At 51.1% G+C, this 25,980-nt stretch carries 21 protein-coding genes; 8 read left to right on the forward strand and 13 right to left on the reverse strand.

Annotated features, from left to right (window positions below):
* Window positions 1-15: 15 nt before the first annotated feature.
* Genes KKH3_RS19815 through KKH3_RS19825 form a run of 3 tightly spaced genes read right to left on the reverse strand, consistent with a single transcriptional unit; the run spans window position 16 to window position 1,982 of the window.
* On the reverse strand, window positions 16-357 hold the full coding sequence (locus KKH3_RS19815) for a PTS lactose/cellobiose transporter subunit IIA (RefSeq protein WP_039363628.1): 342 nt from the start codon (window positions 355-357) through the stop codon (window positions 16-18).
* Window positions 347-1,660 carry a PTS sugar transporter subunit IIC gene (locus KKH3_RS19820; RefSeq protein ID WP_039363635.1) on the reverse strand — a complete coding sequence of 438 codons (1,314 nt, stop codon included), beginning with the start codon at window positions 1,658-1,660 and terminating at the stop codon, window positions 347-349. Before KKH3_RS19820 ends, KKH3_RS19815 begins: the two co-directional genes overlap by 11 nt.
* 16 nt (window positions 1,661-1,676) lie before the next feature.
* Complete coding sequence (locus tag KKH3_RS19825) at window positions 1,677-1,982, reverse strand: PTS sugar transporter subunit IIB (protein WP_039363638.1); 306 nt, start codon at window positions 1,980-1,982, stop codon at window positions 1,677-1,679.
* A 211-nt stretch (window positions 1,983-2,193) separates the two neighbouring features.
* Between KKH3_RS19825 and KKH3_RS19830 the strand changes: the two genes are divergently transcribed.
* Window positions 2,194-3,207: a LacI family DNA-binding transcriptional regulator gene (locus KKH3_RS19830; RefSeq protein WP_039363641.1), complete on the forward strand. Its 1,014-nt coding sequence runs from the start codon at window positions 2,194-2,196 to the stop codon at window positions 3,205-3,207.
* A gap of 249 nt (window positions 3,208-3,456) precedes the next feature.
* Entirely contained in the window at window positions 3,457-5,460 is a 2,004-nt protein-coding gene (locus KKH3_RS19835) for a methyl-accepting chemotaxis protein (RefSeq protein ID WP_039363644.1), read from the forward strand.
* 49 nt (window positions 5,461-5,509) lie between these two features.
* Here KKH3_RS19835 and KKH3_RS19840 read toward each other — a convergent pair whose 3' ends face one another.
* Window positions 5,510-5,878 (reverse strand): GFA family protein, encoded by a 369-nt coding sequence (locus KKH3_RS19840; protein WP_039363647.1) that lies wholly within the window; start codon window positions 5,876-5,878, stop codon window positions 5,510-5,512.
* A 162-nt stretch (window positions 5,879-6,040) separates the two neighbouring features.
* Between KKH3_RS19840 and KKH3_RS19845 the strand changes: the two genes are divergently transcribed.
* Window positions 6,041-7,231 carry an MFS transporter gene (locus KKH3_RS19845; protein ID WP_039363649.1) on the forward strand — a complete coding sequence of 397 codons (1,191 nt, stop codon included), beginning with the start codon at window positions 6,041-6,043 and terminating at the stop codon, window positions 7,229-7,231.
* A gap of 140 nt (window positions 7,232-7,371) precedes the next feature.
* Here KKH3_RS19845 and gyrB read toward each other — a convergent pair whose 3' ends face one another.
* The 4 genes from gyrB to dnaA are packed head-to-tail and all read right to left on the reverse strand — an operon-like array spanning window position 7,372 to window position 13,445.
* Window positions 7,372-9,789 (reverse strand): DNA topoisomerase (ATP-hydrolyzing) subunit B, encoded by a 2,418-nt coding sequence (gene gyrB / locus KKH3_RS19850; RefSeq protein WP_039363652.1) that lies wholly within the window; start codon window positions 9,787-9,789, stop codon window positions 7,372-7,374.
* Between the two features lie 18 nt (window positions 9,790-9,807).
* Window positions 9,808-10,893 (reverse strand): DNA replication/repair protein RecF, encoded by a 1,086-nt coding sequence (recF, locus tag KKH3_RS19855; RefSeq protein WP_039363656.1) that lies wholly within the window; start codon window positions 10,891-10,893, stop codon window positions 9,808-9,810.
* A 49-nt stretch (window positions 10,894-10,942) separates the two neighbouring features.
* On the reverse strand, window positions 10,943-12,043 hold the full coding sequence (gene dnaN, locus KKH3_RS19860) for a DNA polymerase III subunit beta (RefSeq protein ID WP_005976672.1): 1,101 nt from the start codon (window positions 12,041-12,043) through the stop codon (window positions 10,943-10,945).
* Window positions 12,044-12,047: 4 nt separating this feature from the next.
* Entirely contained in the window at window positions 12,048-13,445 is a 1,398-nt protein-coding gene (dnaA, locus tag KKH3_RS19865; protein WP_039363659.1) for a chromosomal replication initiator protein DnaA, read from the reverse strand.
* 666 nt (window positions 13,446-14,111) lie between these two features.
* Here dnaA and rpmH point away from each other — a divergent pair.
* From rpmH to mnmE, 5 genes are all read left to right on the forward strand, one after another.
* On the forward strand, window positions 14,112-14,252 hold the full coding sequence (gene rpmH, locus KKH3_RS22000; protein WP_005976668.1) for a 50S ribosomal protein L34: 141 nt from the start codon (window positions 14,112-14,114) through the stop codon (window positions 14,250-14,252).
* An 18-nt stretch (window positions 14,253-14,270) separates the two neighbouring features.
* The gene (gene rnpA, locus KKH3_RS22005) at window positions 14,271-14,630 is read left to right on the forward strand and encodes a ribonuclease P protein component (RefSeq protein ID WP_010281235.1); all 360 of its coding nucleotides are present in this window, start codon (window positions 14,271-14,273) and stop codon (window positions 14,628-14,630) included.
* Window positions 14,594-14,851 (forward strand): membrane protein insertion efficiency factor YidD, encoded by a 258-nt coding sequence (gene yidD, locus KKH3_RS22010; protein ID WP_010281237.1) that lies wholly within the window; start codon window positions 14,594-14,596, stop codon window positions 14,849-14,851. Before rnpA ends, yidD begins: the two co-directional genes overlap by 37 nt.
* A 2-nt stretch (window positions 14,852-14,853) precedes the next feature.
* Window positions 14,854-16,488, forward strand: a complete 1,635-nt coding sequence (gene yidC / locus KKH3_RS19875; RefSeq protein WP_039363662.1) for a membrane protein insertase YidC — start codon at window positions 14,854-14,856, stop codon at window positions 16,486-16,488.
* A 129-nt stretch (window positions 16,489-16,617) separates the two neighbouring features.
* Window positions 16,618-17,982 carry a tRNA uridine-5-carboxymethylaminomethyl(34) synthesis GTPase MnmE gene (gene mnmE, locus KKH3_RS19880; protein WP_039363665.1) on the forward strand — a complete coding sequence of 455 codons (1,365 nt, stop codon included), beginning with the start codon at window positions 16,618-16,620 and terminating at the stop codon, window positions 17,980-17,982.
* A gap of 210 nt (window positions 17,983-18,192) precedes the next feature.
* Here mnmE and KKH3_RS19885 read toward each other — a convergent pair whose 3' ends face one another.
* Genes KKH3_RS19885 through KKH3_RS19900 form a run of 5 tightly spaced genes read right to left on the reverse strand, consistent with a single transcriptional unit; the run spans window position 18,193 to window position 25,912 of the window.
* Window positions 18,193-19,218 carry a virulence RhuM family protein gene (locus KKH3_RS19885; protein ID WP_039363668.1) on the reverse strand — a complete coding sequence of 342 codons (1,026 nt, stop codon included), beginning with the start codon at window positions 19,216-19,218 and terminating at the stop codon, window positions 18,193-18,195.
* A gap of 10 nt (window positions 19,219-19,228) precedes the next feature.
* On the reverse strand, window positions 19,229-19,360 hold the full coding sequence (locus KKH3_RS22540) for a hypothetical protein (protein WP_268807943.1): 132 nt from the start codon (window positions 19,358-19,360) through the stop codon (window positions 19,229-19,231).
* A 20-nt stretch (window positions 19,361-19,380) separates the two neighbouring features.
* Complete coding sequence (locus tag KKH3_RS19890; RefSeq protein WP_039363671.1) at window positions 19,381-22,626, reverse strand: type I restriction endonuclease subunit R; 3,246 nt, start codon at window positions 22,624-22,626, stop codon at window positions 19,381-19,383.
* Window positions 22,626-23,933: a restriction endonuclease subunit S gene (locus KKH3_RS19895; RefSeq protein WP_052201398.1), complete on the reverse strand. Its 1,308-nt coding sequence runs from the start codon at window positions 23,931-23,933 to the stop codon at window positions 22,626-22,628. The genes KKH3_RS19890 and KKH3_RS19895 overlap by 1 nt, the downstream gene beginning before the upstream one ends.
* On the reverse strand, window positions 23,930-25,912 hold the full coding sequence (locus KKH3_RS19900; protein ID WP_039363674.1) for a type I restriction-modification system subunit M: 1,983 nt from the start codon (window positions 25,910-25,912) through the stop codon (window positions 23,930-23,932). The genes KKH3_RS19895 and KKH3_RS19900 overlap by 4 nt, the downstream gene beginning before the upstream one ends.
* Between the last annotated feature and the right edge of the window lie 68 nt (window positions 25,913-25,980).

A 25,980-nucleotide genomic window follows, 5' to 3' on the forward strand; every position in this document is an offset into this window, starting at 1 on the left:
CTCATTTCAGATTGTTCATTTACAAACGATGTCGTTGACTGATTGTTTCAGGGCAGAGATTTCCCGATGCAGTTGAATCAGTTCCTCAACCAATTCACGGCATAGCATCGCGTTCATCAGGTGATCTTGCGCGTGAACCAGAATCAGGTTGACCGGGATTTTTCCGCTGCCCTCATCGGCGCCAATCAAGGCCGTCTGGATTTGATGGGCTTTGCGCGCCGCAACGGAAGCCGTGTTCAGCAGTTCCTCAGCCTTGTCCCAGTCGTATTTTCTGGCGGCACTCAGCGCCTCCATCGAGCTTGAGCGCGCCTCTCCCGCGTAGATAATCAGTTCCATTACTGTGGTTTCATCGAGCATCACTCACTGCCTCCTCCGCTGTACCCACTTCTTGTGCGAGCAGCTGACGTTCATACATTTTGAAGAAGGGGTAATAGATTAAGGATGAGACAACAATCAATACCCCCACCAGCACCACCGCCCGCCAGTCCCATCCCGTAGACCAGGCGGCGCCAATCGGGCCCGGCGTTGTCCAGGGCGCAAGGGAAATCACGCGATGCACCAAATCAGTTTTTAACGCGATATAAGCGAGGATGGCGTTCACCAACGGCGCGGTAATAAACGGAATAAACAGCAGCGGGTTCATCACCACGGGTGAACCAAAAATCACCGGTTCGTTGATGTTGAACATACTCGGCACCACAGCCAGCTTGCCGATGGAGCGCAGGTGAGCAGAACGGCTACGCAGATAGAGAAAGACCAGTCCCATAGTCGCTCCCGAGCCGCCCACCGTAATGAAGAACTGCCAGAAGGGTTCAATAAAGATTTTGGTGATCGGTGCTCCCGCGTTAAACGCTTCCTGATTGATTCCTAAATTGGTCAGCCAGAATGCCTGCAAAATGCCGCCGACGATAACGGCGCCGTGAATCCCGGCAAACCACAGCAGGTGGCAGAGCAGCACCGCAATCAGAATGGCAGGGAGCGAGTCAGATGCCGAGATAATCGGCGCGAAGACGGCCATAATCGCCTGCGGTAACAGCATGCCGAAATGGCTTTGCATAAACAGGCTAAGCGGGAAAAGCGTAAGAAAGATGGCAAGAATCGGGATCAGCAGATCGAAAGACTGGCGGATTTTCGGCGGCACCTGTTCCGGCAGGCGGATACCAATATTGCGCTTTTGCAAAAAATGCATCAGCTCCGTCGAATAGATTGCCACCATAATCGCGGTGAAAATCCCCTCGCCGCCCAACGACCCGACCGGCAGGCTTTTATCGATTTGTGGCGCGGCTACCACCATAAACGACATCAGTGCCAGACTGGCAGCCATAAAGCCGTTCATTTTATAGCTCAGCGCCAGGTTATAAGCGATGGCGCTGGTGATATACACCGCCATAATGCCCATCGTCATATTGTAGGGCATCATGATTTGTTCGCCGTGGCGTTCAACCATCCCCAACCACCACTGCGCAAAAGCCCATTCACTCTTCGGGCTAAAAGGCGGATGGGCGAATAACATCATAAAAGAGCCGACAATTAAAAAGGGCATAGAGGCAATGAAGCCATCTTTAATTGCCACAACATGACGCTGGCTGGAAAGTTTTGCCGCAATTGGGCTAATACGATTTTCGATAAGGCTGAATAATGACTCGGTTAATTTACTCATTATTCTCTCCGTTATATTACGCAATCATCGCCAGAGCATCGGAGAGAACTTTTTCCCCATTCATCATGCCGTAATCAACCATATTAATGACCGCGATCGGCTTCTCCTTTTCATCGGCTATTGCTTTGAATTCAGGCAATTTATACTTGATTTGAGGCCCCAGGAGGCAGCAATCATATTCATCAATTAGCTCATTAAACTCTTCAAAACCCACGGCTTTTATCTCAACAGCGATCGCTTTTTGCTCGGCGACCTTTTCCATCCGCTGTACCAGCATGCTGGTAGACATTCCTGCTGCGCAACAGAGTAAAATCTTATTCATACTGCACCTCACCGTCCGTTTTTTTATTATTCAAGCAAGACGAAAAATAATATGCAACCGGTTTCATATTGTTTTTACTGTTTTTTGAAGGCGATCATAAATAGCGCAATCGGGGAATATTTTTATCCCTACACTCGTTATTGGTGATAAAAAAGGAGGGTTTTTCCCTATAATGACGACATAAGGCAGTACAGGAAAACGGGAAAGTACAATGGTAACCATGCTCGATGTAGCGAAAAAAGCCGGTGTGTCCAAAGCCACCGTATCACGCGTGCTGACAGGGAATAACTATGTCAGTAAAACCACGCGGGATCGGGTATTCCGGGCGATTGAAGAGATTGGCTACCGGCCCAACCTGCTGGCGCGCCAGCTCGCCACGAGCAAATCGCAGATTATTGGTTTGGTTGTGACCAATACGCTGTACAGCGGCCCCTATTTCAGCGAACTGCTGTTCCAAACGGCGACCATGACGGAAAAATATGGGCGGCAGCTCATCATGGCGGATGGCAAGCACAGTGCCGAAGAAGAGCGAGAAGCGATCCAGTTTCTGCTCGATTTACGCTGCGATGCCGTCATTATCTATCCGCGTTTTCTCTCCACGGATGAATTGGAAGAGATTATTGAACAACATGATCAGCCGATTATGGTCGTGAACCGCACACTGCATCAGCACGGTGATAACGGCATCTGCGCCGATCACCAGCAGCACTGCCATGATGCCGTCAATTACCTGATTGCACAGGGACACCGTGATATCGCATTTGTCTGCGGATCGGCGAACTCCCCCACAGGTACAAGCCGACTGGCGGGCTACCGGCTAGCGCTGGAAGAAAACGGGGTTCCCTATAATGACAGGCTGGTTGTACCAGGCGACTGGACCCATGACAGCGGTTATACGGCAGCAAAAACCCTGCTTCAACGAACCGTCACCTTCAGCGCATTGGTCGCCAGCAATGACGATATGGCGATTGGCGCGGCCAAAGCGCTGCGCGAACACGGCCTCGCCATTCCACAGGATGTCTCGCTACTGGGGTTCGATGATTTACCGATGGCATCATGGTTCTACCCGCCGCTCACTACCGTGCATGTACCCGTCGCCGAGATGATCAACTATACCCTTGAGAAACTGCTGTGCTGGCTGGAGGGTGAAACCGTCGTGCCTGCCCCCGCCTTCAAGGGCGAATTAATTATCCGCGATTCCGTCAGCAAAGGCCCCGCAGCCTAATCCTCGCTCACACGGTGAGGTGTCATGCCTCACTGCTAACTCGATTTACGTACCACGCTGATTTGTGACATTTTCGTGAACAGCCTAAAGAGATATTGTTTCTCGCCGATAATTTATTTGTGACTTACATCACAAATAATGACGAGTCGCGCAAGGGAATGACCCAAAACAGAAAGGAAGACAATCGATTGATTATTTTATGAAAAAAAGGTGCCTACGGGCGCTTATATCCCAGGGGATATTACGCATATGTCTACAACACTGTTACCGGTTAACCACAGCAACCCATCCATCCACGCCTCACCAACCACGTTAAAAAGAAAGCTCAGCACACGGATGCTGATGCTCCTGGCAGGCGTCACCACCATCGCACTCGGTTTTATTCTCACTATCGGTCTGCTGATCTGGCAATCTAGCCAGCAGCAAAAAACCATTGCACAGCAGTATCTTGAGCAAACGGCATATACCAACAGCTATCTGATTCAGCAAAAGCTGGATGTCGCACTCCATGCGGCACGTAATCTGGTGCAGAGCGTTGTCAGCCTGCAAGAAGCAGGTAACGCCGACCGAAAAACCGCTGAGACGCTGCTGAAAAACGCGCTGAAGAGCCATCCCGATTTCCTTTCGATGTCGCTGGCGTGGGAGCCCGATGCGTTTGACGGCAAAGATAGAGAGTACATCGGTCAACCTGATCAGGATCCGCAAGGTCGCTTCGTCCGTTATGTCGACCGCGATACCGCAGGCAACGTTGCTCTGCATACTCTGTTGGATTATGAAACGCCCGGCAGCGGCGACTACTATCTGCTGCCGAAGAAACTCCAGAAAGAGGTGATTCTGGAACCGTATAGCTACCCTTACAACGGTGTCGATGTCCTGCTGACGTCCATTGCCGTGCCCATCATTATCAACAACAAATTTTACGGCTCCGTCACCGCGGACTTTTCGTTGGATACGCTGCAACAGCTTACCAACAATATAAAACCCTATGAAGGCACGGGCTACGCCCAGTTGCTGTCCCACACCGGTTCCTACATTTCTCATCCTGACAAAGCTCGGATAACTAAGAAAATTGAAAACGACCCAACGCTGCTTGAGCATGTGACCACAGGTCAGTCTTATCAGATCGAACGTGACAATGCCGTGCTGAACACGCCGGCGTTTAACGTGTATGTGCCAGTCACCATCGGCAATACCGGTACGCCCTGGATGCTCGGCCTGTCCGCCCCCGTCAATGTGGTGATGGCGGAAACGGTGCAGCAGCGCAACGTGAGCCTGCTGCTTATGATACTGAGCATCGTGGTGGTTTCCGGTGTGCTGGGCATCATCTTTAACCGCAAGGTCGTGCGCCCTATCGGTGGTGAGCCCGCTCAGGCCGCACAGATCGCTCTGTCCGTGGCACAAGGGGATTTAACACAGACCATCCCCGTGCAACCGAAGGACGACAGCAGTATTTTTTACGCCATGAACGCCATGCAGACGCAGTTGAGAGATATCGCCGAGCAGCTAATTAGCACCAGCGAATCTGTCAGCCACGGTGCGACGGAAATTGCAGCAGGCAACACCGATCTGGCTTCCCGCACCGAGCAACAGGCGGCTGCTCTGGAAGAAACCGCTGCCAGCATGGAACAGATTACAGCAACGGTGAAACAGAATGCGGATAATGCCCATAACGCCACAACGCTGGCGCAGAATGCCGCGCAGATCGCTCAGAAAGGTGACAAGATAGTCGGTCAGGTTGTCCACATTATGAGTGAAATCGACGACAGTTCGAAGAAGATTGCCGACATTACCAGCATCATCAACGGCATCGCGTTCCAGACCAATATTCTGGCACTCAACGCGGCGGTGGAAGCCGCCAGAGCGGGCGAACAAGGGCGCGGTTTTGCCGTTGTTGCCAACGAGGTGCGTAACCTCGCGCAGCGTAGCGCCAGTGCCGTAAAAGACATCACCGCGCTGATTACGGAGTCCGCCAGCCGTGTCGATAGCGGCGTTACGCTGGTTCAGAACGCCGGTGAGACCATGCAGGAAATGCTGAGTGCCGTCACGTCGGTAAAAGACATCATGGACGAGATTGTCTCAGCATCGGATGAACAATCGCGCGGGATCAGCCAAGTAACGCAGGCGGTTCACGAGATGGACGGCGTTACCCAGCAGAACGCCGCGCTGGTACAGGAAGCCACGGCGGCAGCCGCGTCGCTGGAAGAACAAGCCAGACAACTCGCGCAAACGGTGCTGGTATTTAAGCTCTCGTAATCACCACTCTTCACCAACTCTCCCGCACGGGCCGGAAACGGCCCGTGCGTTATTCCCAGCGTGGACAGCAATCCTCGAACGAATGTGACGCTGGCTTCAACTCTGGGCTATTTTTCTCATCAAAATTTCCAATCGTTAGTGCAATGGTGGGGTCATCATCAATCGCCCCTAGCGTGCTGCCACAGTGTGGGCAAAAAGCCCGGCTGGAATAATCAGACGAACGGTAGCGCGCGGGCTCTCCACCTTCGCCAATCCACTCAACGGCTGCTCGGGGAAACTCAACCCACAGCAGCGTTGGTGCACCAGAATGCTGCTGACAATAGATACATGAGCAGGCATGCGGATTGCCCGGTTCGCCCGTTGCCCTGAACCGAATCTGACCACATAAACATCCACCCAAATACGATTTGGTCGTCATGTTGTTCTCTCCTATCCTGCCGAAAAGGCTGGTATCAATATTCGCCATAGATGATGTAAGTAATATGCTAACCTTATGATCCCTTTACCAGAGAGTGACGCCCTGTTCCCGCGCCAGCTCTCCCAATAATAAAACCGACAGACCTGTAAGCTGCAAATATATATGAAATTCATAAAATTACCGCTACTGGCGCAAATCTCATCAGCGCATCTGGTGAGTCATTTCCATATGATGGTGCTGCCTGCGCTCATTCCGCTGCTGTCAGCCCAGCGTGATATCAGCTTTGTCGAACTGGGGTTTGCACTCAGCGTATTCAACATTGTCTCCGCCTGCGTGCAGACGCCGATTGGTTTTATGGTGGATCGCATCGGTGCGCGCCGTACGTTAACCGCAGGGATCACACTCGGGAGCCTCTGTTTTCTCTCGCTCGGTTTCTCAGGCAGCTACGTTTGGCTGGTCGCCGCGATGGGGCTCGCTGGGGTAGCAAACGCGGTTTACCATCCGGCGGATTACGCCTTACTGTCGCGCGGAATTGATGAGAAACGTATGGGACGCGCGTTCTCGGTGCACACGTTTTCCGGCTTTCTGGGCACCGCGATTGCGCCCGGTATTTTGCTGTCTGTCGCTGCCTTTTCCGGCATCAGTAGCGCATTCATCGTCTCTGGCGCCCTCGGCTTACTGACGATACCGCTGCTTTTGACGGATCGCGATGAACCCAGTCGGGTGAAACCCGCGGCGGCAACAGGCACTCAGCCGGGCAAATCGCGCGCCCCCGTTTTCACGCTGCCGATTCTGTCACTGCTGATTCTATTCTTGCTGCTAAATTTAAGTACGGGCTCGATCCAGAACTTCTCGGTTACCGCGTTAGTCACAGGCTACGATCTGTCGCTTTCACAGGCTAACGTGGCGCTTACCGCATTCCTGTTCGCCAGCGCCTTCGGCGTACTGGCTGGCGGTTCACTGGCGGATAAAACCAAGCGACACGGGCTGGTGGCAACAGCGGCGCTGGCCGTCACCGCCGTGCTGGTCAGTATCGTTGCTCTGTATTCTTTACCCACCATTGTGCTCGTGCCGTTGCTGGCCGCCGCTGGTTTTCTCTCCGGCATGATTGCCCCTTCACGGGATATGCTGGTGCGCGCCGCCTCACCGCCGGGAGCGGAAGGACGAGTGTTTGGGATTGTCTCTACCGGCTTCAACATTGGTGGTGCCGCCGGGCCGGTGCTGTTCGGCTGGCTGCTGGATCACGGTCACCCTCACGCTATTTTCTGGTCTGCCGTTATCTTCATGCTGATCACGTCTTTCATCACCCTGCTACAGGAAATGCGCAGCGCCAAACGACGTGCATTAGCCTGATAAAAAGATATAAAAAAACGTAGGGAACGTTTTTCAACGTCGCTTGCGACGGCCCAAAGGGTGGCGGACAGGAAGTTCGCCATAAAAAAAGCCAGCTCCGTAGGGAGCTGGCTTAGATAACGATAACTACGTAGAACGAATCAGATATCGATATTCATCGCTTTCAGGGCGTTCTCTTCAATAAACGCACGACGCGGTTCAACGGCATCGCCCATCAGCGTTGTGAACAGCTCATCGGCAGCAATGGCGTCTTTCACCGTCACGCGCAGCATGCGGCGGCTGGTCGGATCCATCGTGGTTTCCCACAGCTGATCCGGGTTCATTTCACCCAGACCTTTATAACGCTGTACGGTCAAACCACGGCGGGACTCTTTCACCAACCACTCCAGCGCCTGCTCGAAGCTGGCAACCGGCTGACGGCGTTCACCACGCTCGATGTACGCATCTTCTTCGATCAGGCCACGCAGTTTTTCACCCAGCTGATTCAATTTGCGGTACTCACTACCCGCCACGAAGCCTGCACCCAGCGGATAATCGGTATCCACACCGTGCGTACGCACGCGCAGCGCTGGCTCAAATACGCCACGTTCTTCATCGTGGTGAATGACAAAGCTGTATGTGCTGCCATGCAATTCATTTTCGTTCAGGTTGCTAACCAGCGATTCCGCCCACGCCTGCACGTTTTCACGCTCGCCCAAATCGGCTTCGGACAGCGTCGATTGATAAATCAGACGGTTCAACAACGCACGCGGGAAACGACGTTCCATACGGCCAATCATCTTCTGTACGGCGTAATGTTCAGAAACCAGCTTCTCCAGCGGTTCACCCGCCAGCGCAGGAGCCTGTGCATTGGTGTGCAGCGTCGCGCCATCCAGCGCCAGTGCGATCTGGTACTGATCCATCGCTTCATCATCTTTGATGTACTGTTCCTGCTTGCCTTTTTTCACCTTGTAGAGCGGCGGCTGTGCAATATACACGTGGCCACGCTCAACAATTTCAGGCAGTTGACGATAGAAGAAGGTCAACAGCAGGGTACGGATGTGCGAACCATCCACGTCAGCATCGGTCATGATGATGATGTTGTGATAGCGCAGCTTGTCCGGGTTGTATTCATCACGGCCAATGCCGCAGCCCAGCGCGGTGATCAGCGTCGCGACTTCCTGCGAGGAAAGCATCTTGTCAAAACGGGCTTTCTCAACGTTCAGGATTTTACCCTTCAGCGGCAGAATCGCCTGATTCTTACGGTTACGCCCCTGTTTAGCAGAGCCGCCCGCAGAGTCCCCTTCCACTAAGTACAGTTCAGACAGCGCCGGGTCGCGTTCCTGACAGTCCGCCAGTTTGCCCGGCAAGCCAGCCAGATCGAGCGCACCTTTACGACGCGTCATATCACGCGCTTTACGTGCCGCTTCACGGGCACGGGCGGCATCAATAATCTTACCGACCACGATTTTGGCGTCTGACGGGTTTTCCATCAGGTAATCCACCAGCTTCTCGTTCATCAGGGATTCAACAGCGGTTTTCACTTCGGAAGAAACCAGCTTGTCTTTAGTCTGCGAGGAGAACTTCGGATCCGGCACTTTCACAGAAACCACAGCAATCAGCCCTTCACGCGCATCGTCACCGGTCGCGCTGACTTTGGCTTTCTTGCTGTAGCCTTCTTTATCCATGTAAGTATTTAGCGTACGGGTCATCGCAGCACGGAAACCGGCCAGGTGCGTACCACCGTCGCGCTGTGGAATGTTGTTGGTAAAGCAGTAAATGTTTTCCTGGAAACCATCGTTCCACTGCAACGCGATTTCCACGCCGATGTCGTCTTTCACCGTCGAAAAGTAAAACACGTTCGGGTGAATTGGCGTCTTGTTACGGTTCAGGTAATCAACGAACGCCTTGATACCGCCGTCATAATGGTAATGATCCGCTTTATCTTTCTCACGCTCGTCAATCAGGCGAATAGAGACACCGGAGTTCAGGAACGACAGCTCGCGCAGGCGCTTGGCCAGAATCTCATACTCGAATTCCACCACGTTGGTGAACGTCTCGTGGCTCGGCCAGAAGCGCACCGTCGTACCGGTTCTGTTGGTGTCACCCGTCACCGCCAGCGGTGCTTGCGCCACACCGTGTTTATAGGTCTGCTCGTGAAGTTTCCCATCGCGGTGAATAACCAGCGTCAGTTTTTCTGACAGGGCGTTAACCACGGAAACCCCTACGCCGTGCAGGCCGCCGGAGACTTTATACGAGTTATCATCAAACTTTCCGCCCGCGTGCAGCACGGTCATGATCACTTCAGCCGCGGAGATCCCTTCTTCTTCATGAATGCCGGTCGGAATACCACGGCCATCATCCTGCACCGATACCGAGTTATCAGCATGGATAGTGATGATAATGTCTTTACAATAGCCAGCGAGTGCTTCGTCGATAGCGTTGTCCACAACCTCGAATACCATGTGATGCAGGCCGGTACCGTCATCCGTATCGCCGATATACATACCTGGGCGTTTACGTACCGCATCCAGCCCTTTCAATACCTTGATACTTGAGGAGTCATAAGAATTCGACATCAACGTTTCTCGCTCATTTTAGTCCTGTGATTGAACCGTTATTTTACCCTGTTCTACGCGGAACATCTTGCCCTTTTCACCAACCATGTCCTCTATCTGTTCAGCGCTGACTGCGCTGACAAAAACCTGTGCATGGGTGGCTTTTAACCGTTCAGCCAGCAAACGGCGGCGGGTACTATCCAGTTCGGAAGCAAAATCATCGATCAGATACAGACAGCGCAGTCCGTTCTGACGGGTGAGAAATTCACCCTGAGCCAGCCTCAGCGCACACATCAGCAGCTTGAGCTGGCCACGGGACAGCATATCCTCGACTGCCACGCCGCTGGCGCGGATGCGGAAATCGGCTTTATGCGGCCCCAGCGCCGTATAACCCAACATACGGTCGCGGTCGAACTGCCGTTCCAGCAGTTCAGCATACTCACTTTCTTTATCCCAGCCGCGCTGGAAAGAGAAACTGAGAGAAAATTCAGGCAAAAATTGCGTACAGGTCGTGGCGATATCATTGGCAATCGCCTCAGCGTATTGCGCACGCCATTCGCTGAGGCGTTCCGCCAGCGGCACCAGCTCCTGATCCCAGGCTCTGAGCTGCCCATAGTGACTCACCTGACGCAGTGCCGCATTACGCTGGCGCAACAAACGCTTCATATTGCTCCAGGCCGCGAAAAAGCCGGGCTCATTATGGAAGCAGCCCCAGTCGAGAAAGGCACGGCGAAATTTCGGACCGCCGTTGAGCAGGGTGAACCCTTCCGGGGTAATCAGCTGTATCGGTAGCAGTTGCGCCAGCTCAGCGACTTTATGACCGTCGCTGCCGTCAATCCGTACCTTGCTGTCGCCCTGACGGTTTTTGCTTAAACCAACGGATCGCTCCGTTTCAGTACCGTCAATACGGCCATGCAGTACAAATTCCGGCTGATCGTGACGAATGACGCGCCCCGCCTGGATGCTACGAAACGCCCGCCCGTGCCCCAGCGTATAAATCGCTTCCAGCACGCTGGTTTTACCGCTGCCGTTGGCACCGACCAAAAAATTAAAGCCGGGAACCAGCGCCAAATCGGCCGCCTCGATGTTACGGAAATCTTTGATGAGAAGACGAGTGAGAGCCATGTTGCAGTTATCTTAATAATGAAAGGGCAAGTAAACTTGCCCAATAATTCTACAACCGCATTGGCATAACGACATAGGCCGCCGCTCGGCTGGCGCTATCTTCGATCTGCACGCTGGAAACGGAATCAGTCAGCAGTAAACGTACCCCTTCGCACTTCAGCGCGTTTAGCACATCCAGTACGTAGCTAACGTTGAAGCCGATTTCCATCTCGGTGCCGTCATATTGCACATCCAAAATCTCTTCAGCTTCTTCCTGCTCCGGGTTGTTAGCCGTAATTTTGAGCTGATTCTGAATCAGATGTAGACGAACACCGCGGAATTTTTCATTTGATAAGATCGCCGCACGGGAGAAAGCCTGCTTGAGCAGATCGCAGCTGGCTTCCAGCGTTTTATCCGGGTTCTTCGGTAATACGCGGCGATAATCAGGGAAACGACCATCGACCAGCTTCGACGTGAAAATGAAGTCGCCGACATGCGCGCGAATGTTGTTGCTGCCGATTTGCAGTTGCAGCGGGGTATCACCACCATCCAGCAGACGCACCAACTCCATCACACCTTTACGCGGTACGATCACCGAATGTGAGGGTAAGGATTGCCCAACCGGCATGGAGCACACCGCCAAACGGTGACCATCGGTCGCGACCGTACGCAGCTCTTCGCCTTCGGTTTCAAACAACATGCCGTTGAGGTAGTAGCGGACATCCTGATGCGCCATCGAAAACTGTGTCGCTTCAATCAAACGCTTCATCGTCGCCTGCGGCAGAGAGAACTCAACCTCGCTCTGCCAGTCGTCCAGATTAGGGAAATCCGCTGCGGGCAGCGTGGACAGCGAGAAACGACTGCGGCCAGAGCGCACCAGCATGCGATCGCCATCCAGCATAATCGTGATTTCCGCGCCTTCCGGCAGACCCCGGCAAATATCAAACAGTTTGCGGGCAGGGACGGTCGTGGCACCCGGCTCATGCGGCTGCGTCAGTGCAACCTTCGCCACCATCTCCATTTCCAGATCCGTACCGGTCAGCGACAGCGCACCTTCCGTCACCTGAATCAGCAGGTTGCCCAGAATCGGTAAAGTCGGTCGGCCGCCCAGCGGGCTGCTGACCTGTTGTAATGGCTTTAACAGACGTTCGCGTTCAACAATAAATTTCATAGTGTTATGACGATAGAGTTCTGATTAAATTGGAAAAATCTTCTTTGATGTCGTGGCTTTCTTCACGCAACTGCTCAATCTTGCGGCAGGCATGCAACACCGTCGTATGGTCACGCCCGCCAAAGGCATCGCCAATTTCCGGCAGGCTGTGATTCGTCAGTTCTTTCGCCAACGCCATCGCCATCTGGCGCGGACGCGCCACCGAGCGGGAACGACGTTTAGACAGCAGGTCGGCTACCTTGATTTTATAGTATTCCGCCACCGTCTTTTGAATATTGTCGATAGTAACCAGTTTTTCCTGCAACGCCAGCAGATCGCGCAACGCCTCACGCACAAAATCAATAGTGATCGAGCGGCCAGTAAAATTGGCATTCGCGATAACGCGGTTCAGTGCGCCTTCCAGCTCGCGCACGTTAGAACGCAGGCGTTTAGCAATAAAGAACGCCACTTCGCCCGGTAGACGAATGTCGTTTTCATCCGCTTTCTTCATGAGAATCGCCACGCGGGTTTCCAGCTCTGGCGGTTCAATCGCGACAGTTAATCCCCAGCCGAAGCGGGATTTCAGGCGATCTTCTACGCCGTTGATCTCTTTCGGGTAGCGGTCAGATGTCAGGATGATTTGCTGGTTGCCTTCCAGCAACGCATTGAAGGTATGAAAGAACTCTTCCTGCGAACGCTCTTTATTAGCAAAGAACTGGATATCATCGATCAGCAACGCATCAACAGAACGGTAGTAGCGTTTGAATTCTTCAATCGCATTGTTCTGCAACGCTTTAACCATATCCTGCACGAAACGCTCGGAGTGCATGTAAACCACTTTCGCATTGGGCTTGCGGGCAATAATGCCATTCCCCACCGCGTGCAATAAGTGCGTTTTACCCAGGCCGGTGCCGCCATAAAGAAACAATGGGTTATAGGCACCGCCGGGGTTGTCGGCCACCTGACGCGCCGCGGCACGAGCGAGCTGGTTCGATTTACCCTCAACGAAGTTATCAAACGTATGCTTGGGATTCACATTCGAACGATAGGTATGTTCTGCCTGTACAGGCGAGTTATCCCAGCTTGGCCGTACCGGTGCCGTACGCACCGGCTGTTGCCGCGCAACGCTGACAGGATTGTGGTGCGATTGCGCAGGCTGGCTTACCGTCTGAACCAACGGTTTGCTCCCCACTTCAAAACGCAGTAAAGGAGCATCCATCCCGCAAAAATCATTCAGCAGGACATTGATATTGTTTAAGTATTTATCGCGAACCCAATCCAGCACAAAGCGATTGGGGGCATAGAGCGCCAGAGTGTTATCACTCAGCTCCGCCTGCAACGGGCGTATCCACATACTGAATTCTGTGGCAGGTAACTCATCCTGCAAACGGGCAAGACACTGCTGCCAAAGCGAAAGTGACACGGCGGACTCCACTCGAACAAGAACGATCAAAAAGAAAAGAATAAGACGTTATTTATGTAACTCATGATTTTTTGGCGCCTGCGTCATCCACGATTGTTTCATTCACAATTCAGACACACCACATAGCGTGGCGGTTTACTCCGACGATCCCGTCAAAAGGATCGCTAACGGAACCGCGGATCATAACCTAATCCGCCGAAGAGATCTTCCCCTTCTGCACAGTTTCGATCCTTTTTATCCACAGGCTATTCTTATCGCAACACCCCGCAACACGGCAGAGGGGCGGCTAGCACACATTTTATCCTCCTGATGCGAAGCGCTCCCAAGCATACCCTCGGGGGCACGATCGTTACGGTGACATCGATCATGATCTTGCGGGACAGATCGTTGGAGGATCCTTGCGCTTTATAATAGAGTCCGTATAATTCCCTGCCCGCGCGTCTACGCCTTTTCTGTGCTCTGGCAGGCAGAAATTCCAAAAATAATCGGAATGGCTGGCGTGTTAAGTGTGATGTTAATTGACTCAGGACTGTACAATTATTACAATCCTGCCTCTTTCCGTTATATAGCTGTGATATGCGATTGAGGCGTCGGTCATTTTCACGCCGAACAGCCAAACGCGTTTACTGTGAAGTTATAATTTTCCAAGTTTAGGTAGAAATCGCCATGAAACGCACTTTCCAACCGTCCGTATTGAAGCGTAACCGTAGCCATGGTTTCCGTGCTCGTATGGCCACCAAAAATGGTCGTCAAGTTCTGGCCCGCCGTCGTGCGAAAGGCCGTACTCGTCTGTCTGTTTCTAAGTAATAAAAGCTAACCCACCGAGTGGTTAAGCTAGCATTTCCCAGGGAGTTACGTTTGTTAACTCCCAGTCATTTCACTTTCGTCTTCCAGCAACCGCAACGGGCTGGCACGCCGCACATCACCATTCTCGGCCGCCTGAACTCGCTGGGGCATCCCCGCATCGGTCTTACCGTCGCCAAAAAGCATGTAAAACGTGCTCATGAACGCAATCGGATTAAACGCCTGACGCGCGAAAGCTTTCGCCTGCACCAACACTCATTGCCTTCAATGGACTTTGTGGTGCTCGTGAAAAAAGGGGTGTCTGAACTGGATAACCGTACCCTGACGGAAGCATTGGAAAAACTATGGCGTCGGCATTGTCGTTTGGCTCCCGACTCCTGATCGGGTTGATACGCGGTTATCAACTCGTTATTAGCCCGTTGCTCGGACCGCATTGTCGGTTCCGGCCAACGTGCTCGCAATACGGTATTGAAGCAATACGCAGGTTCGGCATGATAAAAGGCTGTTGGTTGACGCTTAAACGCGTATTAAAATGCCATCCTTTGAACCCTGGTGGTGATGATCCCGTACCGCCAAAAACCGACAATAACAGAGAACATTAACGATGGATTCGCAACGCAATCTTCTTCTCATCGCTCTGCTATTCGTAACCTTTATGCTTTGGCAGGCTTGGGAGACGGATAAAAATCCGCCAGCAACCACGCAGGCCATACAGCAGGCGACGAACGCAGTGACCGGTGATGCAACCAACCAGGGCGTACCAGCCAGCGGTCAAGGCAAACTGATCACAGTGAAAACTGATGTGCTGTCGCTGACAATCAACACGCGTGGCGGCGACATCGAGCAAGCGCATCTGCTGGCTTACCCGGATACATTGGGTTCAGATAAACCTTTTCACCTGCTGGAAACTACATCCGAGTTTGTCTATCAGGCTCAGAGCGGTTTGACCGGCAAAAACGGCCCAGACAACCCGGCTAACGGCTCGCGTCCACTGTTTACCACCACGCAAGATAGCTTCGAGCTGGCGGAAGGTCAGAGCGAACTGCGTATCCCGATGACCTACACCGCGGCTGACGGTGTGACCTACACCAAAACGTTTGTTCTGAAACGTGGCGACTATGCACTGAACGTTGACTATAGCGTCAACAACACCAGCGCTCAGCCTCTGGAACTCACGTTGTTCGGTCAGTTAAAGCAATCTATCGAATTACCTAAGCACCGCGATACCGGCAGCAGCAATTTTGCGCTGCACACTTATCGTGGCGCGGCGTTCTCTTCCAGTGAAGACAAGTACAAAAAGTACAGCTTCAGCGACATGGACGAAAACCTGAACATCACCACCAACGGCGGCTGGGTGGCGATGCTGCAACAGTACTTCGCAACCGCGTGGATTCCGACGACAGCAGGTGCTAACACCTTCTATACCAGCAAGCTGGGTAACGGTCAGGCCGCGATTGGTTTCAAATCTGCTCCGGTTGTGGTTGCCGCAGGTAGCCAACAGGATCTGAAAACCACCCTGTGGGTCGGCCCGGAAATTCAGGACAAGATGGCTGCTGTCGCACCGCATCTGGATCTGACCGTAGATTACGGCTGGCTGTGGTTCATTTCTCAGCCACTGTTTAAGCTGCTGAAATTCCTGCATAGCTTCATCGGCAACTGGGGCTTCTCCATCATTGCCATTACCTTTATCGTGCGCGGTATCATGTATCCGCTGACGAAAGCGCAATACACCTCAATGGCGAAAATGCGCTTACTGCAACCTAAATTGCAGGCTATGCGCGAGCGTATTGGTGATGACAAACAGCGCATGAGTCAGGAAATGATGGCGCTGTACAAGTCAGAGAAAGTGAACCCGCTGGGCGGCTGCTTCCCGCTGCTGATTCAGATGCCAATCTTCCTGGCGCTGTATTACATGCTGATGGGCTCCGTTGAACTGCGTCACGCGCCGTTCGCGCTGTGGATTCATGATCTGTCCGCACAAGACCCGTACTACATTCTGCCGATCCTGATGGGCGTGACGATGTTCTTCATCCAGAAGATGTCACCAACCACCGTGACCGACCCAATGCAGCAGAAGATCATGACCTACATGCCGGTCATCTTTACGGTCTTCTTCCTGTGGTTCCCGTCAGGTCTGGTGATGTACTACATCGTCAGCAACCTGGTTACCATTCTCCAGCAGCAGTTGATCTACCGCGGTCTGGAAAAACGTGGCTTGCATAGCCGCGAGAAAAAATAATCTGGTTGATGGCTAACCGATAGAAAGCGTAAGGCGGTCATTGACCGCCTTATTTTTTTAATGGCTGTTTTATCAGCCAACGATACGTAAAATAGCCTGCCAGACAGGCCTCAATGCAGAGAGAACATCATGAGTAATACCGACACCATCGTCGCCCAAGCCACGCCACCGGGACGCGGAGGCGTAGGTATTTTACGCATTTCAGGACAGGCGGCCGCCGAAGTCGCGCATGTCGTTCTGGGTAAACTCCCAAAGCCTCGCCACGCCGATTATCTGCCGTTCCGTGATGCCAACGGCACCACGCTCGATCAAGGTATCGCCCTCTGGTTTCCCGGCCCGAACTCCTTTACCGGTGAAGACGTGCTGGAGCTTCAGGGTCACGGCGGTCCGGTTATTCTTGATTTGCTCCTGCAACGTATCCTGACGCTATCAAATGTGCGGATTGCACGTCCCGGTGAATTCTCTGAACGCGCCTTTCTGAACGACAAACTCGATCTCGCGCAAGCAGAGGCCATCGCCGATCTGATTGATGCCAGCTCGGAACAGGCTGCTCGCTCAGCGCTGAACTCTCTGCAAGGCGTATTCTCCACCCGTATAAATCAGTTAGTGGAAGCACTTACTCACCTGCGAATCTACGTCGAGGCTGCTATCGACTTCCCAGACGAAGAGATCGACTTTCTCTCCGATGGCAAAATTGAAGCGCAGCTCAATAGCGTGATGGCCGATCTGGACGCCGTCAGAGCCGAAGCGCATCAGGGTAGCCTGCTGCGTGAAGGGATGAAGGTTGTGATTGCGGGTCGTCCTAATGCCGGTAAATCCAGCTTACTCAATGCGTTAGCCGGTCGCGAAGCCGCCATTGTGACGGATATCGCGGGAACGACACGCGACGTATTACGTGAGCACATCCATATCGACGGCATGCCGCTGCATATCATCGACACCGCCGGGCTGCGCGATGCCAGCGACGAAGTCGAGCGTATTGGTATTGAGCGCGCCTGGCAGGAGATCGAGCAGGCCGATCGCGTGCTGTTCATGGTAGACGGCACCACCACGCAGGCGACTGAGCCTGAGCAAATCTGGCCTGAATTTATGGCGCGCCTGCCAAAAACGCTACCGATTACCGTAGTACGCAACAAGGCTGACGTGACTGGCGAAACGCTCGGCATCGAAGATGTGAATACTCACTCACTTATTCGACTGTCCGCCCGTACAGGTGAAGGTATCGATACTCTACGCGACCATCTCAAGCAAAGCATGGGATTCACCAGCAATACCGAAGGCGGTTTTCTGGCTCGACGTCGCCACCTGCAAGCATTGGAACTGGCAGCACAACATCTGATTCAGGGTAAAGAACAGCTGGTCAGCGCCTATGCGGGGGAACTACTGGCGGAAGAACTGCGACTGGCACAGCAAGCTTTGAGTGAAATCACGGGGGAATTCACCTCTGACGACCTGCTGGGGCGTATTTTTTCGAGTTTTTGTATTGGGAAGTGACGCTGAGTTCGTAAGCGTCCATTCACTTCCGCTGATCTCGCATAGCTGATTGTTATGCGAGATTTTTTGTTCCATTGACAGCAATGAGCTCCTACTGAGAACCAGAGATTTTTGTGTCCACGTGACATGGGTAAGATCGAGTATGAGAATGCTATTCAAGATAAACAACCTGGCCATCCATATCCTGGAACACTCGCGTTGATGTAGCGGCTATTTGTCTTTTTTGAGAATGGCCTTGAGTGCTGCAATATTGGCCCGTGCGCCTTCGGCTTCTTTTAAACGACGGCGCTGTGCTGCAAAGCGATCAAACGCCAATTTCGCTTTGTCATCTGCCTCTTTTTTGGAGATTTTCCCTGCTCCATTTAAAACGTCCCGATCATTAAAACTTAAGAACTGGTCAAGTTTATCGTTCCAGTCCTGTAAGAACACCTGCTTGCGACGTAAGGCTTGGTCTTCAGCAAAATCGAGCCACATATTGACGATGCGGTTGAGCTCTTTGATTTCATCTTCACGCAGATAGTTCTTGGCAACAGTGACGTCGGTTTTGCGGACTTCATCGCCTTTATAGCTGGTCAGGCCCATATCCGGTTTGCTGGCATCTACACGGCTGGCGATAAGCTCAGCCGCGGTCATATGCGTACAGGCATAATGCAGCTTATTCTGGATAGTTTGAAAGAAGCGGTTGGTTTCTTGGTTGGATGGCTCGTAATCGGCAGCCATGGTAAAGATTTCTTTGACTCTCAGATAAACGCGACGCTCACTGGCGCGGATATCGCGGATCCGCTCCAGCAAGTCATCAAAATAATCTGGCACCGCAGAATGACCAACGGGCGGATTTTTCAGGCGCTCGTCATCCATAACGAATCCTTTAATCAGGTACTCTTGTAAGGTTTGCGTTGCCCACTGGCGGAACTGAGTACCGCGGCTTGAACGGACGCGATACCCCACCGCTAATACCAATGGCAGGCTAAAGTATTGGACATTGTATGATTTCCCATCTGTCGCAGTTGTTCGGTATAACCGAACAACTGAATTTTCGTCCAATTCACCTTCAGCAAAAATATTTTTTATATGTTCGCTAATGGTCGCTTTCGCTTTTCCATATAACTCACCGATCATGGCCTGAGAAAGCCATAACGTATCGGACTCAAAGCGACACTCAACACGGGTTTGCCCATCAGCACTGGTGAAAAGAACAAACTCACCTTGAGGGGCTAGTGGGATGTTATCTGTCATTCAATTAACCTTATTGCGTTTGCCATTTTTGCCCCATAGCTGTTACAGAGCCAATCATGCCTTGTTGCTTAGTGAACACCGCATCGCCATTAAACTGAACACCACTCAATACGAGGTGTTGCTCCGCTTTTTGGTCTGTCATTCAAAGACTCTGTTAAATCTTTAGCCATGTTGGTTATTCAGTGGATCAGCCGCACTCTGCTTCATCATGTCAAAAATCAGCTCAACATAACTCGCCATAACTTGTTGGTCTTTGAGCAGCGTTCGAGCGATATCACCTTCTTTCAGCAGAGCCTGCACAACCGCTTGCTTCACGGCTTGCGGTAAGTCACCTTTGAGGGCTATCGACTTCTCATGCTTTTCCACCTGCTCAACCACAATTGGATTTTGGGTAACACGCGTAATGGTGCCATTAGCGAAGTTACGACGACCAGGTTCGTCACCGATATCGCCAAACAATTCATTGAGGCGGCGAATAATATCGGCAAGAAATGCCTGTTCACGATCTGTTGGGTCGTTGTAATTGGGCCGAATAGGTTCAAGTGCCTGACTAACCGCTTCAGGCAACGGATCTTTGCTGTACTTGATTTTGAACTTCTCTAACACCAGTGCGCTGAGATCAATGTTTTCTGGTGTCACGCCTTTCAATCGACGTGAAAGCAAATGGGCAAACGCGGCAAAGTTTTCCAGTTCTGGATCGCCAAACTCAATCAACTGCGCCATGTAGCTGTAATGCTTCACAAATCGAGCTAAATCCGACTTAAAACGCATCAGTGCTTCGCGCTGCTTAGTGAACTCGCTTCGCTGTGATTCTGCATAATTCGCCGCTTTTTCATCACCAGCCAAGTGTGCTTTGTTGTACTGCTGATCCCAGTGATTTGCGGCATCAACCAGCTCTTTTAGCTTAACGTTAAATATATCGGTAGGGCGTTGCGTTGCGGCAAGTAGCTTCTTGTGGGCGTGTGACTTTTTGTCTGGTGCTTGTCCGAGAATCGACTTACCCCGCGCTTGCTTAAATAGCTCTAAATCATGGCTGTTATAGATGCCTTGCTCATCAAGAATTTCTTTGATGTCATAGATGACGTTCACATCTTGCACTTCGTTGAGCTGCGCACCTTTGTCGTACTTTTTAAACGCGTCGAGAATGGTTTGTGGATCATTTGCAAAATCAATCACGTAGGTTGTGTCTTTGCCTGGGTACGTGCGGTTTAGGCGAGACAGCGTTTGTACCGCGTCCACATCTGATATTTTCTTATCCAAATACATCGCAACCAGTTTTGGTTGGTTAAAGCCCGTTTGGAATTTGTTAGCGACCAACATGACGCGATATTCGGTTTTCTCAAACTCATGGCGCAGGTCAGCCCCGTGCGTGTCTGGGTTTAAGTTGTATTCGGTGTACTCTTTATCGAAATCAATGCCTAGCAGGTCTTGGCTGTCTTCATCACCCAAATCTTTACCGGGTACTTTGCCCGAGAAGGCAACCAAGGCTTGAATACCCTCGATACCACGCTTTTTAATGTACTTATCAAAGGCGAGCTTGTATTTCACCGCCTGCGGTCTGCCTGATGTGACCACCATAGCTTTAGCTTCACCTTCCAGCAGGTGGGCGATATTGGCTTTGAAGTGTTCAATAATGAATTCAACTTTTTGGCTGACCGTGGTTGGATGCAGTGACATCCAACGCGCCAGTGCGCGACGGGCTTGCTTGCTGTCTACCCGCTTCTCATCCAGATTATTCTCACCAATTTTGTAGGCCGTATCGTAGTGGGTGTAATTCTCCAGTACATCGAGAATAAAGCCCTCATCAATCGCCTGACGCTGAGAATAAAGGACAAAGGAATCTGGAAGATTATCATCTGACACTGGCTGACTAGGATCTTTCGGGCGACCAAACAACATCTTGGTACTGTGCTTTGGTGTAGCTGTGAAAGCAAAGTGTGAGACGTTCTTGGGCATGGCACGGGCTTCTTGCACCTTAGTTAGGAGCTCCTCAATACTCATTTGCTCCAACTCTTGAGGGCTAAGGTTTAGCGTAAGCGCAGCGCGTAAACCTTTGGCGGTAGAGCCAGTTTGTGAGGTGTGCGCCTCATCAATGATCACCGCGAAGTTACTTTGCGCCAAAGATTGATTGGTCAGAATCGCCTCTAACGCATACGGGAAGGTTTGAATCGTCACCACAATGATCGGCGTACCTGTTAGCAGCGCTTCAGTGAGCTGCTTTGATTTCGACTCGCTGCTCTTTTCACGGTCAATTGCCTTGATCACCCCATATTGATGATCGAGCTGCTGCACGGCATCTTGCAACTGCGCATCAAGCACGGTGCGGTCGGTCACAATGATCACTGACTTGAAGATCGCTTTACCCTCTGGGCTACGCAAGCAAATCAAATCATGGGCAGTCCAGGCGATGGTAGAGGTTTTGCCTGAACCGGCACTGTGTTCACACAAATACTGCATGCCCGCGCCGTTCTGGCGGGCATCGTTAATCATCTTGTTGACTGCGGCTAACTGATGGTAACGCGGGAAAATCTGCGTTTCTTTGCGCTCAACTTTGCCATTGCTGTCGGCAACGTCTTTGGTTTCGACATAGACAAAGCTGTAGAAAATACGCAGCCAGTTATCTTTTTGGGCGACCTCTTGCCAGAAATAGCTGACTGGGTATTCGCCATCTTTACCAGGCAAATTGATATGCACGGGTAAATCAGAGGTAGAGCCGTCATGACCTTTGTTAAAGGGCAGGAAATAGGTGTTTTCGCCCGCCAGTTTGGTCGCCATGGCAATTTCTGTGTCAGACATGGCAAAGTGCACGACTGCGCCGCGCTTAAAGGTTAACAGTGGTTCTTTGCGTTTGGTCTTGGGGTCGACGGGCAGACGATCCTCTTTGTATTGCGCAATAGCCGATTCAATCGACTGGGTGAAGTCGGTTTTCAACTCTGCGGTGGCGACGGGTAGGCCGTTGATAAAGAATACTAAGTCAATTTCCCACTCGCGGGTTGGGCAGTATTTCAGTTGGCGCACCACGCGCAAAATATTGTGTTCATAACGAGCAATACGCTCTTCATTACGCGCATCTTCGGGTTTGCGTTGGCCCATGGCAATAGTGCCGCAACCGGCAATGGTAAAGCCTTTACGCAACACATTAATGGTGCCACCTGTTTTACTGCCTGCTTTGTGAGAAGAGAGGGCTTTTTCCAAACGCTCCAACAGCACCTGCTTGGCATTCAAACCATGCAGTTTATTCAGCTTATGCCATGCATCGGGCTGGGTGGCTTGCACCCAGGTAATGACATCTTCCGGATAAATAGCGCGCTGCTGGTCATAATGGCTGGAATGGCCCTCTTTCCAACCATTGTTAACCAACTGCTCGGTAATATATTGTTCAAAATGCACTTCATGATGTGCTGCCATTACACCGCCTCCCTGACGTCGATTTTCCCTGTGACTGCTGCGCTGATCAGTGATGTTCGGTGTTCTTTGAGTAGTTCTATAGAACCTAAAACCTCAAGCACCAAACGATCGATTTGACTGGTTTTATTCTTTAAACCTTGCACTATAGATTGTTGTTCCGGAAGCTCTGGAACAGGTATAGGCATGTTTAAAATGGTGCCTTGTCCGATATTTAACATAGAACTACTGGTGCCAGTAGCGTCAATTTCTATTTGTTCTCGTGCTTGATCAGAAGCTAGATAGTAGGCAAAAAATTCTGGGTCAGCTTTCTCTAGGTCTAATTTGATTCGATAAATTTTGTCGCATAGCAGCAGATTATTGTAATCACGATCAGGAACAGCAGCACTCCCTACCCACTCTTTAGCATTTGCTCTTGAAACGAGTAAATCACCTTTTTTGATGGTGTGCTCTTTTTTTGGCTCCAGTTCTTCTGGCAGTTTTTTGTTCTGTTCCGGATTAAAAATGCCACGATTTACACAGCCAACTTTAACTACTCCCCAAGTTTGATCGTCCGGTACTGGTGTGCTTTCACATTGAGGGCTCCAGCCTTGTTCTATTCCAAGTACGTCATATTTAATTTTTTTCACTACCCAATGATTCGGCACTTGCCCAATCCACTCGATGCCAGAATCCTGCATCTCCACATTGGGGTTAAGCCCTTTAGTCACCACATGGCTAATCAGTGCTTTGCGTTTTTCTTTAAGCAGCTTGATAAAGTTCAGCTTTTCTTCGATCAGACTGTCGATTCGCTGGGTTTCACGATTGAGGAATGTGGCTATGGCTTTTTGTTCCGAATCGCTTGGGATGTAAACAGCACAATCTGCGATATCCTTGAAAGAAATGGTTTGTCTGATCCCTGCGCCCAATGTTTTCATATGGCGCACATCAAACAGATAAAGCAACCATCTGAGGTAGGCTTTATCAACAACATCTAACGATTTGAGGACGATATAACCTGAGCTAACGATAACGTCGATATCTGCCAACGCTGTTCGCAAACTCTTCAAGTCATAGTTCAGATTCAGAGGGTTGATGAGAAACTCTCCAGACAATACCTCTTGGTATGCAGCCTTTGTATCCTCGCTTAAACGTTCTGAATCTTTGAACACGACGTGCCCAAAACTAATAGAACCACAAGGCAGTTCTAGATTTTGTATCTTCGTTTTTTCGTTGAGTAGGTACTTGAATTTTTTCTTAGTCCAATGCTTAGGAACCTTGCCTAACCAACTAATATCACTTTGCTGATACTCCGTGTACGGATGCATCATTCCGCCACCTCATTAAGCAATGCCTGAATACGCGCTTCACATGACTTAAGTTCTGCATCAATCACACCCAGCTCACGCGGCGGCACATACTGGTAGAAATAGCGGTTAAAGTTAATCTCATAGCCGACAATGCCCACTTCGCCGTCTTTTTCATCACGCACCGAGTGATCAATAAAGGCATCTGGTACATGTGGCAACACTTCTTGCGCAAAGTAGTCCTCAACATCACGATCAAAAGGTACGCTTTCAGTGTCTTTTAGTTGCGGATCGGCAATCACTTGGCCTTTTTCATCCAACGCTGGCTCAAATTGTGGATCCACTTTTACAAAGTGCGTGGTTAAAGCCATAGCCAGTGCTTTTGGGCACTTACCAAAATCACCCTTATTGTTATTCTTCTTAACCGCCAAACGCGCCCACTCATAAGACTGTAAGCCAAGGTTACCGGTGAGGCATTGTACCCACGCCGCTTGTTGCTCTGGTTTGAGTTTTTTAAACATATCTTGTTGCTGAAACGCCGCAATCCCCGCAGCGGTGATGTCTAACTTAGCGCGTAGTGGGCGCTGAATGGTGACTTTACGATAGGCAAAATCGGTAGCGTGGAAGATCTTACAGTTATCACTGGCTTCAAAGTCATCATATGCACGGACAATATCGTCAATTTGTTCGTCACTCAGATATTTACGCTTACTTCCTTGCGATTTACGCATGGGTGTCCAGATGTCTGCCAAGTTAATCAGTTGCACCTGATTCTTGCGTCTTGGTTCTTTGTGGTTAGACAAAATCCAGATGTAGGTGCCAATGCCAGTGTTGAAGAACATATCGGTTGGCAGCGCAACAATCGCTTCTACCAAGTCTTCTTGTAACAGCCAGCGGCGTATTTCTGATGGGCCTGAGCCTGCATCACCGTTAAACAGCGGCGAGCCCGAGAGCACGATACCGACGCGGCCACCACCGTTTTCAGGCGTTTCCATTTTTGATACCAAGTGCAGCAAAAACAGCATGGAGCCATCAGAGATGCTTGGCAAGCCTGGGCCAAAACGCCCTGCGTATTTGAGCTGCTTGTGCTCACGCTCAACTTCTTTTTTGGCTTTTTCCCACTTAATACCAAATGGCGGGTTGGCAAGGCCATAGTGGAATTTATCGGCACGTAACTGATCATCGGATAGTGTGTTGCCTTGTTTGATGTTGTTGGCATCAAAGCCTCGGATCATCATGTTGGTCAGCGCCATGGCATGCGTAGCAGGATCGAGCTCTTGACCAAAAGGCACAACTTTGGCGCTGCTGCCCATCTCTTCTATTTGGCTGATAGCATCGGAAAGGAAACCGCCGGTGCCGCAGGTCGGATCGTAGATGGTACGGATCATACCCTTTTCACTAAAGATATCTTCATCCGCCGCCAGCACCAGTTTGGTGGCAAGGCGAACGGCATCGCGCGGGGTCATAAATTCCCCCGCCTTTTCATTGACCGAGCTTGCAAATTTGAAAATCAACTCTTCATAGGCATCCGACAATACGCGATCTGACACCACATCAGGATACAGATCGAGATTGGCAAAGTGGCTCACCATACGATAGAGCAACTTCGCTTTTTCTAAGTCTTCAATGGTTTGCCCAAATTTGAACTCATCAAAGATGGTACGTACGTTTTTGCTGAACTGGCTGATGTAGTGGTCTAGGTTGTCGCCGGTGTCTGATGCACCTAAGGATTCGAGGCTGTACTCACTGGTGTTATAAAAAGCGAACCCCGCCACCTCTGGCAAAACCAAGCCTAGATCAATACCGGATTGCTTCTCAGCCAAATAGAATTTGCGCACTTCTCCGCGGGTTGGCTCCAACACGCATTCAATACGACGTAGGAGTAAAAATGGCAGGATAATGCGTGCAAAGTCGGTGTGTTTGAAATCACCCCATAGGTCGTCTGCTATACGCCAAATGGCACTGGAGAGTTTGGCGCTTTGTTCTTTGTCTTGTAAGTTCATTGATACTGCCTAAATAAAGTTAAATCGTTAAAAATCAGTTTATTGTTTGATGTTCATCTTGCGAGTTA

The sequence above is a fragment of the Pectobacterium actinidiae genome (genome assembly GCF_000803315.1).
In the GTDB taxonomy this organism is placed as follows: domain Bacteria; phylum Pseudomonadota; class Gammaproteobacteria; order Enterobacterales; family Enterobacteriaceae; genus Pectobacterium; species Pectobacterium actinidiae.

Bases quoted from the DNA above. Each gene is read 5' to 3' on its own strand.
- KKH3_RS19825 (WP_039363638.1), bottom strand. From the start codon at position 1,982: ATGAATAAGATTTTACTCTGTTGCGCAGCAGGAATGTCTACCAGCATG.
- KKH3_RS22540 (WP_268807943.1), bottom strand. From the start codon at position 19,360: ATGACAGACCAAAAAGCGGAGCAACACCTCGTATTGAGTGGTGTTCAG.
- KKH3_RS19890 (WP_039363671.1), bottom strand. From the start codon at position 22,626: ATGGCAGCACATCATGAAGTGCATTTTGAACAATATATTACCGAGCAG.
- KKH3_RS19815 (WP_039363628.1), bottom strand. From the start codon at position 357: ATGCTCGATGAAACCACAGTAATGGAACTGATTATCTACGCGGGAGAG.
- KKH3_RS19835 (WP_039363644.1), top strand. From the start codon at position 3,457: ATGTCTACAACACTGTTACCGGTTAACCACAGCAACCCATCCATCCAC.
- recF (WP_039363656.1), bottom strand. From the start codon at position 10,893: ATGGCTCTCACTCGTCTTCTCATCAAAGATTTCCGTAACATCGAGGCG.
- KKH3_RS19840 (WP_039363647.1), bottom strand. From the start codon at position 5,878: ATGACGACCAAATCGTATTTGGGTGGATGTTTATGTGGTCAGATTCGG.
- KKH3_RS19885 (WP_039363668.1), bottom strand. From the start codon at position 19,218: ATGACAGATAACATCCCACTAGCCCCTCAAGGTGAGTTTGTTCTTTTC.
- rpmH (WP_005976668.1), top strand. From the start codon at position 14,112: ATGAAACGCACTTTCCAACCGTCCGTATTGAAGCGTAACCGTAGCCAT.
- gyrB (WP_039363652.1), bottom strand. From the start codon at position 9,789: ATGTCGAATTCTTATGACTCCTCAAGTATCAAGGTATTGAAAGGGCTG.
- yidD (WP_010281237.1), top strand. From the start codon at position 14,594: ATGGCGTCGGCATTGTCGTTTGGCTCCCGACTCCTGATCGGGTTGATA.
- KKH3_RS19900 (WP_039363674.1), bottom strand. From the start codon at position 25,912: ATGAACTTACAAGACAAAGAACAAAGCGCCAAACTCTCCAGTGCCATT.
- KKH3_RS19895 (WP_052201398.1), bottom strand. From the start codon at position 23,933: ATGATGCATCCGTACACGGAGTATCAGCAAAGTGATATTAGTTGGTTA.
- KKH3_RS19845 (WP_039363649.1), top strand. From the start codon at position 6,041: ATGAAATTCATAAAATTACCGCTACTGGCGCAAATCTCATCAGCGCAT.
- KKH3_RS19820 (WP_039363635.1), bottom strand. From the start codon at position 1,660: ATGAGTAAATTAACCGAGTCATTATTCAGCCTTATCGAAAATCGTATT.
- yidC (WP_039363662.1), top strand. From the start codon at position 14,854: ATGGATTCGCAACGCAATCTTCTTCTCATCGCTCTGCTATTCGTAACC.
- KKH3_RS19830 (WP_039363641.1), top strand. From the start codon at position 2,194: ATGGTAACCATGCTCGATGTAGCGAAAAAAGCCGGTGTGTCCAAAGCC.
- dnaN (WP_005976672.1), bottom strand. From the start codon at position 12,043: ATGAAATTTATTGTTGAACGCGAACGTCTGTTAAAGCCATTACAACAG.
- mnmE (WP_039363665.1), top strand. From the start codon at position 16,618: ATGAGTAATACCGACACCATCGTCGCCCAAGCCACGCCACCGGGACGC.